11 protein-coding genes are annotated in these 13195 nt (G+C 63.9%); 8 read left to right on the top strand and 3 right to left on the bottom strand.

Annotated elements, in window-relative coordinates; all coding sequences use genetic code 11:
• Positions 1-840: 840 nt before the first annotated feature.
• The 3 genes from rpsT to mutM form a co-directional block, all read right to left on the bottom strand.
• Positions 841-1119 (bottom strand): 30S ribosomal protein S20, encoded by a 279-nt coding sequence (gene rpsT, locus CO657_RS22275; protein ID WP_003570835.1) that lies wholly within the window; start codon positions 1117-1119, stop codon positions 841-843.
• A 191-nt stretch (positions 1120-1310) separates the two neighbouring features.
• Positions 1311-2084 (bottom strand): enoyl-CoA hydratase, encoded by a 774-nt coding sequence (locus tag CO657_RS22270; RefSeq protein ID WP_054182045.1) that lies wholly within the window; start codon positions 2082-2084, stop codon positions 1311-1313.
• A gap of 15 nt (positions 2085-2099) precedes the next feature.
• Complete coding sequence (gene mutM, locus CO657_RS22265; RefSeq protein WP_054182046.1) at positions 2100-3005, bottom strand: bifunctional DNA-formamidopyrimidine glycosylase/DNA-(apurinic or apyrimidinic site) lyase; 906 nt, start codon at positions 3003-3005, stop codon at positions 2100-2102.
• A 149-nt stretch (positions 3006-3154) separates the two neighbouring features.
• On the opposite strand from mutM, the gene ubiE reads away from it, so the two are divergent.
• From ubiE to CO657_RS22225, 8 genes are all read left to right on the top strand, one after another.
• A complete protein-coding gene (ubiE, locus tag CO657_RS22260; RefSeq protein WP_012559727.1) occupies positions 3155-3931 on the top strand; it encodes a bifunctional demethylmenaquinone methyltransferase/2-methoxy-6-polyprenyl-1,4-benzoquinol methylase UbiE in 777 nt (258 codons plus the stop codon).
• A gap of 48 nt (positions 3932-3979) precedes the next feature.
• A complete protein-coding gene (gene ubiB, locus CO657_RS22255; protein ID WP_054182047.1) occupies positions 3980-5554 on the top strand; it encodes a 2-polyprenylphenol 6-hydroxylase in 1575 nt (524 codons plus the stop codon).
• Between the two features lie 91 nt (positions 5555-5645).
• The gene (locus tag CO657_RS22250) at positions 5646-7232 is read left to right on the top strand and encodes an aromatic amino acid lyase (RefSeq protein ID WP_003589032.1); all 1587 of its coding nucleotides are present in this window, start codon (positions 5646-5648) and stop codon (positions 7230-7232) included.
• A gap of 23 nt (positions 7233-7255) precedes the next feature.
• The gene (locus tag CO657_RS22245; RefSeq protein WP_054182048.1) at positions 7256-8635 is read left to right on the top strand and encodes a dihydroorotase; all 1380 of its coding nucleotides are present in this window, start codon (positions 7256-7258) and stop codon (positions 8633-8635) included.
• Positions 8632-9912 (top strand): Zn-dependent hydrolase, encoded by a 1281-nt coding sequence (locus tag CO657_RS22240; RefSeq protein WP_054182049.1) that lies wholly within the window; start codon positions 8632-8634, stop codon positions 9910-9912. The genes CO657_RS22245 and CO657_RS22240 overlap by 4 nt, the downstream gene beginning before the upstream one ends.
• Positions 9893-10990, top strand: a complete 1098-nt coding sequence (locus CO657_RS22235) for a thiohydantoin desulfurase (RefSeq protein WP_054182050.1) — start codon at positions 9893-9895, stop codon at positions 10988-10990. Before CO657_RS22240 ends, CO657_RS22235 begins: the two co-directional genes overlap by 20 nt.
• Positions 10991-10993: 3 nt before the next feature.
• Complete coding sequence (locus tag CO657_RS22230; protein WP_003589039.1) at positions 10994-11323, top strand: TfoX/Sxy family protein; 330 nt, start codon at positions 10994-10996, stop codon at positions 11321-11323.
• A gap of 200 nt (positions 11324-11523) precedes the next feature.
• Complete coding sequence (locus tag CO657_RS22225; protein WP_054182051.1) at positions 11524-13185, top strand: thiourocanate hydratase; 1662 nt, start codon at positions 11524-11526, stop codon at positions 13183-13185.
• The last annotated feature ends 10 nt before the right edge of the window (positions 13186-13195 follow it).

The raw sequence follows: 13195 nt of genomic DNA, 5'->3' as shown, positions 1-13195 counted from the left end.
AATGCCGCCTTTCAATTCCACCGGGCGGCTTCCGCTAAAATAGCCGCCCGATCATTCCCCGCTTTGGCGAGCTGACGGCATCCTCATGAAGCCGCTTACCTGCCGGTTCACTCAAACATGGCGCAGAACACCGTTGCAGGGACCGCGTTCATGCGGCAACCTTCACCGGCTTCCGTGCCAGGCTGGCGGTCGATCCTCGTTTTCAACCGATCAGCCCGTACGCAATATCACTTTAACCTTCTCCGGCGACCTCGCCTTAAACGTGTGGCCACTGAAGGCACAAAACATCCCTGCCCGTAACAGCCACGTTACGGCCCAAATCCGTCGAGTGCTTGAAAAAACGGAAGCGCAAGGCTCCGTAACAAATGGCACAAACTTATCGCCCTGCCGACGTGGCAGTTAAGACCGAGCCTCTGCAGGTGATGTCCGCGCCCTCTGTTGGAAGCCATTTAGGCAGGATCAAAAGGCAATATCAACGATGAATTTTACGCAAAATTAAGAAGCGGGCATTGACTCCGCCTGCCCTTTTCGGGCGTCACACCACCGTCAAAAAAGAATCGCTTTTGAATCAAGGAGATTCCCCGTTCGGGCTATTTTGACACGCATGGAAAGAAAAAAAATAAAAATCTTCTTGACTCCCCCCTGGTCCCGGAAGGTCGGGGCAGAGTCGCGTGGCGTGAAAGCATCCTTGCGCAAGTCTTTGTTTTTAAACAATTTTTCCTGTCATGGCGCTGACACGAAACAGTCGCAGGATTAACCATAGAGGGGCTGATCCGCGGAATCGAAAAAGCCCGGTAAAATTACCGGGCTAATCATAACGAGGAAGACCTTAACGGAAGATTACGCGGTCGCGGTGACCGAAAGAGCCTTCACACGAGCGGCCAGGCGCGAGACCTTGCGTGATGCCGTGTTGGCATGCAGCACGCCCTTGCTGGCGGCGCGGGCAAGCTCGGGCTGAGCCGCCAGGAAAGCTTCCTTCGCCTTGGCGGCGTCACCGGATGCGATGGCCTCTTCGACCTGGCGAACGAAAGTACGAACGCGCGAGCGACGAGCCTTATTGACGTCGGTACGGCGGGCGATCTTGCGGGTCGCTTTTTTCGCCGAAGTTGTATTGGCCATGGATGCCTCTCTCAAGAATTCGAACAAACTCCGCCATTACCGCGGGCCCTGCGGCCACAAAATCCAGCAATGCGGGAGCAATCGCGGAAAACCAAACCGGCTTTCCGAACCATGGGCGGGCATATAACTCTAAAGCCGGCCCACGTCAACGCGGATTTTCAAGCTTTGCGGCCGGAACCGCCTAAAAGCGTTCAACGGTGCTTAAAAGCCGGTTTGCGCTTCTCGACGAAGGCCGCCATGCCTTCCTTCTGGTCGTCGGTGGCAAAGAGACTGTGAAACAGCCGGCGTTCGAAGCGGAGCCCCTCCTCCAGCGTCGTCTCGAAGGCGCGGTTGACCGCCTCCTTGGCCATCAGCACCGAAGGCTGAGAAAGCGAGGCGATCTTTTCCGCCGCCGCCAATGCCTCCTCGAGCAGACGCTCGGGCGCCACCACACGCGATACAAGTCCCGAGCGTTCGGCTTCCGCCGCATCCATCATGCGGCCGGTCAGGATGAGATCCATCGCCTTCGCCTTGCCGACGGCGCGCGTCAGCCGCTGCGAGCCGCCCATGCCGGGAATGACGCCGAGGGTGATTTCCGGCTGGCCGAACTTCGCCGTCTCCGAGGCGATGATGAAATCGCACATCATCGCAAGCTCGCAGCCGCCGCCGAGCGCAAAGCCGCTGACGGCGGCGATCACCGGCTTGCGGGCCTTGGCGACCTCGTCCCAGCCGCTGATGAAATCGCTCTTATAGATATCGGCGAATTGAAGCGCCTGCATCTCCTTGATATCGGCGCCGGCGGCAAAGGCGCGCTCGGAACCGGTGATGACGATCGCGCCGACGGCCTCGTCGGCGTGGAAGGCGGCATAGGCCTCCTTCAATTCCTTCAGCACGGTGGAATTCAGCGCGTTCAGCGCCTGCGGTCGGTTCAGCGTGACGAGGCCGACATTGCCTCGGGTTTCGACGATCAGGGTCTCATAGGCCATGCTGTTCTCCCGTTCTTACTTCTGGCAGGTGGCGCAATAGAAGGTGGAGCGGCCCGCCTGGACGATGCGGGCGACCGTACCGCCGCAGCCGGGCGTGCGGCAAGCCTGACCTTCGCGATCATAGACGGAGAAGGAATGCTGGAAATAACCGAGCGATCCGTCGGTCTGGATATGGTCACGCAGCGACGACCCGCCGGCGGCGATCGCATCGGCAATGACATCGCGGATCGAGGCGACAAGCAGGTTAAGCTGCTCTTTCGGCCGCCCGCCCGCGGTCACCAGCGTGCCGGCGGCGCGGATCGGCGAAAGATGGGCGCGCCACAGCGCCTCGCAGACATATATATTGCCGAGACCGGCAATGTTCTTCTGGTCGAGCAGCGCACTCTTCAACGGCTGCGCCTTGTGGCGGAAGCGCTCGGCGAGATAGGCGGCGCCGAGCTCGTTTCCCGTCGGCTCCGGGCCGAGATCACGGAAGAAGGGATGGGCGGCAAGGTCGGCGCGCCCCACCATATCCATGAAGCCGAAACGGCGCGGATCGTTATAAACGACACGGCGCGGACCGGCTGGACTTTCCAGATGAAAGACGACGTGGTCGTGCTTCTCGTCCTTCGAGCGGGCATGGTGGAATTCGCCAGGCGTGGCCGCTCCAGCGCCCTCCTCGATGCGACCCTCCTCGATGCGAAAAGAGCCGGACATGCCGAGATGGGAAATCAGCGTGTTGCCGTCGTCGAGATCGACCAGCAGATATTTGGCGCGACGGCCAAGGCTGACGATGGTGCGACCGGAAACCCTGTCGGCGAAAGCGTCGGGAAAGGGAAAGCGCAGATCGCCGCGGCGCAGCTCAAGCTTGGCGACACGAGCACCCTCCATCGCCGGCGCCAGGCCGCGTTTTACCGTTTCGACTTCTGGCAATTCCGGCATCTTAACCCATCTGTATCTAACGTGTTTCAACCGAGGACGATGTGCGCTATAGCGCCAGTGGTCCGCGGAGAGCGCGGCCCAGTGATAACGTCGCGCGCGGTCTTTCGCTATGGCCTGCGCGGCTGAATATCGAGGAACGGAGCAGTCTGATGCCTGAAAGCCGCACTTCCGCCGATGGCGGCATGGAGACCTCCTACGGCTTCCGCGAGGTGCCGGGCGGCGAGAAGCAGGACCTGGTCAACCAGGTGTTCCACAAAGTCGCCAAGCGCTACGACATCATGAACGACGTCATGTCGATGGGCATGCACCGCGCCTGGAAAGACGCGATGATTTCGGCGCTGAACCCGCGCAAGGAGCCGGGCTACAGGGTGCTCGACGTTGCCGGCGGCACCGGCGACATCGCCTTCCGCATCGTCGAGGCCTCGGGCCGGCAGGCGCATGCGACCGTGCTCGACATCAACGGCTCGATGCTCGGCGTCGGCGCCGAGCGGGCGGAAAAGAAGAAGCTTTCCGGCAATCTCACCTTCGTCGAGGCGAATGCCGAGGAACTGCCTTTCGAGCCGGCGAGCTTCGACGCCTATACGATCGCCTTCGGCATCCGCAACGTACCGCGGATCGATGCCGCACTGTCGGAGGCCTATCGCGTGCTGAAGCGCGGTGGACGACTGCTGGTCTTGGAATTTTCCGAAGTCGACATGCCGCTGCTCGACAGGATCTACGACGCCTGGTCGTTCAATGCCATTCCGCAATTCGGCAAGGCGATCACCGGCGATGCCGAACCCTACCAGTATCTGGTGGAATCTATCCGCAAGTTCCCGAACCAGGAGAATTTCGCGGCGATGATCCGCCAGGCCGGCTTTTCGCGAGTCACCTACACCAATTACACCGGCGGCATCGCCGCGCTGCATTCCGGCTGGAAGCTCTGAGGGCATGAGGGAAGAAAACACCAACCTCGGCCGGCGGGGCAGTGCAGCATGAGCACGTTCGGGGCCTATTTCCGCCTTTGGCGCGTCGGCTGGGTGCTTGTGCGTGAGGGCGTCGTCTCAGCTCTGCCTTCCGAAGGCCTGCCGCCTCCGGTGGCGCTCGCCAAATCCTTCGTGACGATTTTCGAACGCAGCAAGGCGCGCCATCAAAAGCGCAGCGACCGGTTGGCGCACGCCGTCGAGCGGCTCGGCCCCTCCTATGTAAAAATCGGGCAGTTCCTGGCGACGCGGCCGGATGTCGTCGGCGTCGAATTCGCCAACGACCTGTCGCAGTTGCAGGATCGGATGGCCTTCTTCCCCTCGGCTGCGGCCAAGGCCAATATCGAAGGCTCGCTCGGGCGGCCGATCGACGAGCTCTATGCGAGCTTCGGCGAGCCGATCGCCGCTGCCTCGATCGCCCAGGTGCATCCTGCCGAAGTCGAAACATCGGAGGGCCGCAAGAAGGTCGCCGTCAAGATCGTGCGGCCCGGCGTGCGCCAGCGCTTTGCCCACGACATCGAGGCGATGTATCTCGTCTCCCGTATGCAGGAGCGTTTCCTGGCCTCCAGCCGGCGGCTGCGGCCGGTCGAGGTGACGAAGACGCTGGAGCAGACGACGAAGGTGGAGATGGATCTTCGCCTGGAGGCGGCCGCCCTCTCCGAAATCGCCGAGAATACCGAAAGGGATCCCGGTTTCCGCGTGCCGAAGGTCGACTGGGAGCGCACCGGGCGCGACGTCATCACCATGGAATGGATCGACGGCACCCGCATGTCCGACGTCGAGGGGCTGCGCGCGGCCGGCCACGATCTCAACCTGCTCGCCGACACGCTGATCCAGTCCTTCCTGCGCCACACGCTGCGCGACGGCTTCTTCCATGCCGACATGCATCCGGGCAATCTCTTCGTCGATGCGGACGGCATGATCGTTGCGGTCGACATGGGCATTGTCGGGCGGCTCGGCAAAAAGGAACGGCGGTTCCTCGCCGAAATTCTCTATGGCTTCATCACCCGCGACTATATCCGCGTCGCCGAGGTGCATTTCGAGGCGGGCTATGTGCCGGGCCACCACAATGTCGAGAGTTTCGCCCAGGCGATCCGGGCGATCGGCGAGCCGATCCATGGACAGCCGGCGGAGACGATCTCGATGGGCAAGCTGTTGACGCTGCTGTTCGAAGTGACTGAACTCTTCGACATGGCGACACGGCCGGAGCTGGTGATGCTGCAGAAGACCATGGTCGTCGTCGAAGGCGTGTCGCGCATGCTCAATCCGCGCTTCAACATGTGGAAGGCCTCCGAGCCGGTCGTCGGCGACTGGATCCGCACCAATCTCGGCCCGAAGCGGATCGCCACCGATCTGAAGGATGGGCTGAAGGCGGCAGTGAAGCTTGCCGAAGCCGTGCCGGAAATTGCGGCGAAGACCGAAAAATTCCACCACCAGCTTCTGCACATGAGCGAACACGGCTTACGCTTCGACGCTGAGACGGCGGATGCGATCGGCAAGGCCGAGGCGCGGCACAACCGCTCCGCCAGGATCGCCCTCTGGGTGATCGCATTGATGCTTCTCTATATTGCCTGGATGCTGAGCTGATCCGCCTGTCAAAAACATGCTGTGTTCGGCATTTAGGATATCCCATGTGACGGAGGGGCCGCTTAATCTCGTAATCTAGGAGATATGGCACATGCAGCACGAACGCCCTGGCATCGAACTTTCCGGACGGCCGCTCGGTTTTGCCGAGATGGTGGCGATCGGTGCGGGCAAGGCGACGATTTCGGCTTCGGCCACCGGCATGGCCCGCATCGCCATTGCCCGCGAGATCGTCGAGGATGCGATCGCCTCCGGCATGCCCGTCTACGGCTCGACAACCGGCGTCGGCGCCATGAAGGATGTGGAATGGTCGGCCGACGAACTCGACACCTTCAATCTCGGCCTGGTGCGCGCCCATCATTTCGGCACCGGCACGCCGTTTTCCTGCAATGTCGTGCGCAATGCCATGGCGATCCGCGTCAATACGGCCCTGACCGGCCAGGTCGGCTGCACGCCGGAGCTGATCGAGGCCTATATCACCATGCTGAAAGCCGATCTCATCCCGGTCGTGCGCCGCACCGGCTCGATCGGCTGCGCCGATATCGGCCTGATGGGGCAGATCGGCGCGGTGCTGACCGGGGTCGGCGAAGCGATCTACCGCGGCAACCGCATGCAGGCGGCTGAGGCTTTCCGGGCGGCCGGGCTGGAGCCGGTGCGGATGGCGCCGCGCGACAGCCTTGCCTCGCTCAGCATCAATGCGGTGAGTTTTGCCGCGGCCGCGGAAACGACGCGCAATGCGGCGGCCTCGATCCGCATCCTGCTGGCGACGGCGATGATGGCGGCCGGCGCGCTCGGTGCATCGCGTGATCCCTGGAAGGCGGTGCGCCATGTCGGCACGGCGCGTGAGGCGCTGATCGGCGCCTGGCTCTGCAACGCCTCCGACGACTGGAACTGGCCTGTTGCAACGCATGTGCAGGATCCGCTCAGCCTGCGCATGATCGCCCAGGTGTTCGGCGCGGTCATCGAAAACCTCCTGTCAACAGGCCATAAAATCCTTGCCGCCACCGGGCGTTCGGACGACAATCCGGTCGTGGTCGAAGGCCGGGTGATGACCTCCGGCGGTTCGCTTCCGCTCGACGTGACGATCCTGCTCGAATCAGCAGCCCTCTGCATGGCGCATGCGGCGCGCAATGCCTTCAACCGCTGCGTCATTCTCGGCAACGGCCAGCGGCGCGACCTGCCGGTCAATCTCGTGCCGCCGGGGCGGATCGCCACCGGATTCGGGCCGATCATCAAGCTTGCCGGCGAGATTTTTTCGCGCGTGCTGTCGATGTCCAATCCGGTGTCGGCGCAGTCGCTGGTGGTGGCGGCGGGGCTGGAGGACGAGGCGGCCTTCCTGCCGCTGGTCATCGAGCGCTTCGAGCGGCAGATGCAGGCGTTGAAGCGCCTGGCAGCGCTGGAGGCGCTGCTCTCCGCCCAGGCGATCGACATCCTCGGCGATGAACCGAAGGGCGTCGCCGCCATGCTCTACGAGGTCGTGCGCAAACATGCGGATTTCTATATCGTGGACAGGCCGCTTTCGGCTGAGGTGGAGGCAATCGAGGAGGAGCTCGGCTCGGACGACTTCCTGTCGAGACTGACCGCACAGGTTCCGATCGCCTCCTTCGACGATTTCTTTGCGCTCGGATCACTGGAGCATATCGAAGAGCGGCTGACCCGCCACGAGGCGCAGGCCATCTGAACTCAGCTTTTGGAGGAGGCGACATGGACTTCGATCTCGTTCTGCAGGGCACGGTGGTGCTGCCGGACCGCATTGTCGAAGCGGGTTATATCGCAGTGCGCGACGGCAGGATCGCCGAGGTCGGCCTCGGCGTGCCGCCTGCGGCGCGGGAACGCCACCTGCTCGGCAAAGCACTCATCCTGCCCGGCGCGATCGACGCGCAGGTGCATTCGCTCTCGCAGAAGGACCAGGAGGATTTCATCTGGTCGACGCGGTCGGCAGCGGCCGGCGGCGTAACAACGATCGTCGACATGCCCTATGACGAGGGTGATCTCGTCTGCTCGGCCGCAGCGGTCAAACGCAAGATCGAGCATGCCGGCCAGCAGGCACGCGTCGACTTCGCGCTTTACGGCACCGTCGACCCGGAAGAAGGCCCGGCGCGGATCGGCGAGATGGTCGAGGCAGGGGTTGCCGCGTTCAAATTCTCGACCTTCGGCACCGACCCCAAGCGTTTTCCACGCATTCCGCCGGCCCTGCTCGACGCCTGTTTTGCGGCGATCGCGCCGACCGGGCTGACCGCAGGCGTGCACAATGAGGATGACGAGGCGGTGCGCAGCTATATGGCTGAGGTGAAGGCAAGCGGCATCACCGACTGGCGGGCGCACGGCCTGTCACGGCCGCCGATTACCGAACTGCTGGCGATGCATACGATCTTCGAAACGGGTGCCGCGACCCACTGCCCCTCGCATGTGGTGCACTGCTCGCTCGGGCGCGGCTATGACATCGCCCGCGCCTATCGCCGCGACGGCTTTGCGGCAACGGTCGAATGCTGCATCCATTATCTGACGCTCGACGAGGAAAACGACGTCAAGCGCCTCGGCGGCAAGGCGAAGATCAATCCGCCGCTGCGGCCGCGCGCCGAGGTGGAGACCCTCTGGCGGAAGGTAGCGGCGGGTGATGTCTGGCTGGTCTCGACCGATCACGTCAGCTGGTCGGAGAACCGCAAGACCAATCCCGACATGCTCGCCAACGCCTCCGGCGTTCCCGGCCTCGAGGTGATGGTGCCGCTCTTCGTCAAAGGGGCACTCGAACGCGGCATTCCGCTGACCTGGGCAGCCAGGCTGATGGCGGAAAATCCGGCCAGGCATTTCCGGCTCGACCATATCAAGGGCGCGCTGACGCCGGGCAAAGATGCCGATATCACCGTGCTCGAACCGAAGGACAGCGTCTATGACGCTGCGGCCAGCGGCAATAATGTCGTCGGCTGGAGCCCCTATAACGGCATTCGCCTGCCCTGGACCGTTTCCGCCACCTATCTCAGGGGCGAGAAGATCGCCGAAGACGGCAAGGTGCTGGCCGAGCCCGGCAGCGGACGGTTCGTGCGGCCGTTGCCGCGCCAGGTCATTGCGGGAGCTCCTGCATGAGCCGCAATCTGCCCGTCAATGCCGGCCGGATCGCCGGGGATATCGAGGCGCTGGCCGCAATCACCGAGCCGGGGCACCCCTGGACGCGACGGGCCTTCTCGCCGCTCTTTCTCGAAGGCCGGGCCTTCATCGAAGCGCAGATGAAGGCGGCGGGACTGGAGACGCGCATCGATGCCGCCGGCAATCTGATCGGCCGGCGAACGGGCCGCAAGCCCTGGCTCGGCACCATCATGGTCGGTTCGCATTCCGACACGGTGCCGGACGGCGGCCGTTTCGACGGCATTGCCGGGGTGATCTCGGCGCTGGAGGTGGCGCGTGCGCTCGGCGACCAGGCGATCGAACTCGACCACGATCTCGAAATCGTCGACTTCCTTGCCGAGGAGGTCAGCATCTTCGGCGTCTCCTGCATCGGCAGCCGTGGGATGACCGGGCAATTGCCGGAAGCCTGGCTTTCCCGGGTCAGCGGCGGTCTCGACCTTGCCGCGGGCATCGCTGAGGTGGGCGGCGAGCCCGGCGTGCTGGCGCAGCAGAAGCGGCCGGATCTCGCCGGATTTCTCGAGCTTCATATCGAGCAGGGACCGGTGCTCGAAGCCGAAAGGGAGGATATCGGCATCGTCACCGCGATTGCAGGCATCACCCGCATCGAGATCACCGTCGAGGGGCGGGCTGATCATGCCGGTACGACGCCGATGGACCGGCGGGCGGATGCGCTGGTGGCAGCCTCACAGCTGGTGCTCGACATCCGCAACGCCGCCGCTGAACTCTCCAAAACGCCGGGCCACTTCGCGGCGACGGTGGGTGAATTCAGGATCGAGCCGAATGCCGCCAATGTCGTGCCGTCGAAAGTGGTGCTGCTGATCGATGGCCGCGCCGAGATTCGTGCCGACATGGAGGCTTTCTGCCGCTGGCTCGACGGTCATGTCGAAAAGCTGGCCACCGCCTATGGCGTCACGATCGAGACGCCGAACCGAGTGTCCGACAATATGCCGACACCGGGCGATGCCGGCCTGCTATCGACCTTGGAGGCTGCCTGCGAACGCGTCGGCGCCAAATATCGGCGCATGGCTTCCGGCGCGGGACACGATACCGCCTGGATCGCCAAAGTGGCGCCGGCGGCGATGATCTTCGTGCCCTGCCGGGAAGGCCGCAGCCATTCCGCTGACGAATGGGCAGAGAATGACGATATCGCGCTCGGCGCCGCCGTCCTGTTCGAGGCGGTGTGCGAGATGGACAAGGATTTGACGCGGGAGAAGGCCGATGGGACGCATACTGGTTGAGAAGGACGTGGAAGCCGCGGTCAAGGGCGGCTCCGTCTATGCCGCCGGCGGCGGCGGCTGGGCCGATCACGGACGGATGCTTGGGCTTGCCGCGGTCAATGTCGGCAAGCCGGAGCTGGTTTCGATCGAGGAGCTCCGGGACGACGACTGGATCGCGACGGCTGCGGCGATCGGCGCGCCGGCCTCCACCACGCCCTGGGAAATGCAGGGCATCGATTATGTCAAAGCGGTACAACTCCTACAGGAGGCGCTCGGCGAAAAGCTCTCGGGCCTCATCATCGGCCAGAACGGCAAATCCTCGACGCTGAACGGCTGGCTGCCCTCGGCGATCCTCGGCACCAAGGTGGTCGACGCGGTCGGCGATATCCGCGCCCATCCCACCGGCGACATGGGCTCGATCGGCATGGCCGGCTCGCCGGAGCAGATGATCCAGACCGCGGTCGGCGGCAACAGGGCCGAGAACCGGTATATCGAACTGGTGGTGAAGGGCGCGACGGCGAAGATCTCGCCGGTGCTGCGCGCCGCCGCCGATCAATCCGGCGGCTTCATCGCCAGCTGCCGCAACCCGCTGCGCGCTTCCTATGTCCGCAGCCATGCCGCACTCGGCGGCATCTCGATGGCGCTGGCGCTCGGCGAGGCGATCATCGCGGCGGAAAAGCGCGGCGGCTCTGCTGTCATCGATGCGATCTGCAAGACGACGGGCGGACATATCCTCGCCGACGGCGTCATCTCCCGAAAAGACGTCGTCTACACCAAGGAAGCCTTCGACATCGGCACGGTCATCGTCGGTTCGGGCGCAACATCGGTGACGCTGCATGTGATGAACGAATATATGGCCGTGGACGATGCCGATGGCGAGCGGCTTGCAACCTTCCCCGCGGTGATCACCACGCTGTCGCCGGAGGGTGAGCCGCTCAGCGTCGGCCAGCTCAGGGAAGGCATGCCCGTCTTCATCCTGCATGTGCCGAAGGAGATCATCCCGCTGTCGGCAAGCGTGCTTGATCCCACAGTTTATCCCGTCGTCGAAAAGGCGATGGGGATCGAGATCGCCCGATACGCTTTGGAAACGAAGGCCTGAGCCATGACGCGCGATCCCGGCCTCGAAGAACTGCTGCGCGAGGAACTCGGCGATCGGTCGGGGGTGACCGAAAAATCCATGTTCGGCGGCCGGGCCTTCCTGCTGAACGGCAATCTTCTCTGCGGCGCGCGCAGCGACGGCATGCTGATCCGTCTCGGCAAAGGCAATGACGGCTGGGCGTTGGCGCTGCCGGGCGTGATCCAGATGCTGTCCGGCGAACGGATAATGCAGGGCTGGGTGCGGGCCACGGCCGAGGTTTATGGCGACGATCGGCTGAGACGGCGTTTGCTCGATGGCGCGCTCGCCTATGTGGAATCGCTGCCGGAGAAGTAAAGACTGAGCTTTCCCCTTCTCCCCAGCGGGGAGAAGATGTCCGAAGGACAGATGAGGGGGTGAGCGGCAAGGCCGCGAGTGCCCGAGCGCAAGCGAAGGCAAGCAAAGGCGTACCGTATGGCCCCCTCATCCGACCCTTCGGGCCACCTTCTCCCCGCTGGGGAGAAGAGAAAGAGCAGAGACGCAAAAAGGAAACCACCATGCCGAAGGCCAATCCACGCCATCCGAAATTTCCGATTCCCGGCGGGCCGGAGTTGCGCGCCAAGGGCTGGCGGCAGGAGGCGCTGCTGCGCCTGCTCGAAAACGTGCTGTCCGTCGGCGAGGATCCCGACAACCTGATCGTCTATGCCGCGCTCGGCAAGGCGGCCCGCAACTGGGCAGCGCACAAGGGCATCGTCAAGGCGCTGACCGAGATGGAGGAGGACCAGACGCTGCTCATCCAGTCCGGCAAGCCGATCGGGCTGGTGCGGACCCATGCCAAAGCGCCGCTCGTCATCATGGCCAACTGCAATATCGTCGGGCAATGGGCAAAAGCCGAAGTGTTCTACGAGCTGCAGCGCAAGGGACTGATCTGCTGGGGCGGACTGACGGCGGGCGCCTGGCAATATATCGGCAGCCAGGGCGTCATCCAGGGGACCTACGAGATCTTCATGCGCATTGCCGAACGGCGCTTCGGCGGCGATCTCGCCGGCCGCTTCGTGCTGACGGCCGGGCTCGGCGGCATGGGCGGGGCGCAGCCGCTCGCCGGCCGCATGGCGGGTGCTGCCATCCTCTGCGTCGACATCGATCCGGAACGCGCCCGCAAGCGCCAGCAGATCGGTTATCTCCAGGAGATCGCGCCCGATCTCGATACCGCCCTTGAGATGATCGATGCGGCGGTGAAAGAGAAGCGGGCGCTGTCCGTCGGGCTCGTCGGCAATGCGGCCGAGGTCTATCCCGAAATCGCCCGCCGCGGCATCGTGCCCGATATCGTCACCGACCAGACTTCGGCCCACGACCTCGTTTACGGCTATGTGCCGAAAGGCATGGACCTCGATCAGGTCAGGGGATTGCGCGACGACGGCCAAGGGCAATTGATGGCGGCAAGCCGCGCCTCGATCGTCGAGCATGTGACGGCGATGCTGGAGTTCCAGAAGCGCGGCTCGGAGGTTTTCGACAACGGCAATCTCATCCGCACGCAGGCGAAAGAGGGTGGCGTCGCCAATGCTTTCGACATCCCGATCTTCACCGAAGCCTATCTGAGACCGCTGTTTGCCCGGGCGATCGGGCCGTTCCGCTGGATGGCGCTGTCAGGCGAGGAAAGCGATATCGCCCGCATCGACGACCTGCTGCTCGAGATGTTTCCCGACAACAAAATCATCACCAACTGGATCCGGCTGGCGCGCGAGCACGTTCCCTTCGAGGGGCTGCCGGCCCGCATTGCCTGGCTCGGCCACGGCGAGCGCACGATGCTGGCGCGGCGCGTCAACGCGCTGGTTGCGAGCGGCGAACTGAAGGGCCCGGTCGCCTTCTCCCGCGACCATCTCGACGCCGGCGCCATGGCGCATCCGAATATCATGACCGAGCGGATGAAGGACGGTTCCGACGCGATCGCCGACTGGCCGCTGATCGATGCGATGATGCTCTGCTCGTCGATGGCCGATCTCGTCGTCGTCCATTCCGGCGGCGGCGGCTATGCCGGCTACATGACGAGCTGCGGCGTCACCGTCGTCGCCGACGGCACCGATGCCGCCGACGAGCGGCTCGACCACGCGCTGACCAACGACACCGCCCTCGGCGTCATGCGGTATGCCGATGCTGGCTACGAGGAGGCGCTGGACGAGGTGGCGAAGAAGGACGTGCCCTATATCCGGCTGGATTGAGTCGGGCGGC

This window comes from Rhizobium acidisoli (assembly GCF_002531755.2).
Taxonomy (GTDB): Bacteria; Pseudomonadota; Alphaproteobacteria; order Rhizobiales; family Rhizobiaceae; genus Rhizobium; species Rhizobium acidisoli.
Note: the sequence above shows the minus strand (reverse complement) of the source record. Positions and strands in the feature narration are given on the sequence as shown.

Bases quoted from the DNA above. Each gene is read 5' to 3' on its own strand.
- ubiB (WP_054182047.1), top strand. From the start codon at position 3,980: ATGAGCACGTTCGGGGCCTATTTCCGCCTTTGGCGCGTCGGCTGGGTG.
- CO657_RS22235 (WP_054182050.1), top strand. From the start codon at position 9,893: ATGGGACGCATACTGGTTGAGAAGGACGTGGAAGCCGCGGTCAAGGGC.
- CO657_RS22250 (WP_003589032.1), top strand. From the start codon at position 5,646: ATGCAGCACGAACGCCCTGGCATCGAACTTTCCGGACGGCCGCTCGGT.
- CO657_RS22270 (WP_054182045.1), bottom strand. From the start codon at position 2,084: ATGGCCTATGAGACCCTGATCGTCGAAACCCGAGGCAATGTCGGCCTC.
- mutM (WP_054182046.1), bottom strand. From the start codon at position 3,005: ATGCCGGAATTGCCAGAAGTCGAAACGGTAAAACGCGGCCTGGCGCCG.
- CO657_RS22225 (WP_054182051.1), top strand. From the start codon at position 11,524: ATGCCGAAGGCCAATCCACGCCATCCGAAATTTCCGATTCCCGGCGGG.
- CO657_RS22230 (WP_003589039.1), top strand. From the start codon at position 10,994: ATGACGCGCGATCCCGGCCTCGAAGAACTGCTGCGCGAGGAACTCGGC.
- CO657_RS22245 (WP_054182048.1), top strand. From the start codon at position 7,256: ATGGACTTCGATCTCGTTCTGCAGGGCACGGTGGTGCTGCCGGACCGC.
- CO657_RS22240 (WP_054182049.1), top strand. From the start codon at position 8,632: ATGAGCCGCAATCTGCCCGTCAATGCCGGCCGGATCGCCGGGGATATC.
- rpsT (WP_003570835.1), bottom strand. From the start codon at position 1,119: ATGGCCAATACAACTTCGGCGAAAAAAGCGACCCGCAAGATCGCCCGC.
- ubiE (WP_012559727.1), top strand. From the start codon at position 3,155: ATGCCTGAAAGCCGCACTTCCGCCGATGGCGGCATGGAGACCTCCTAC.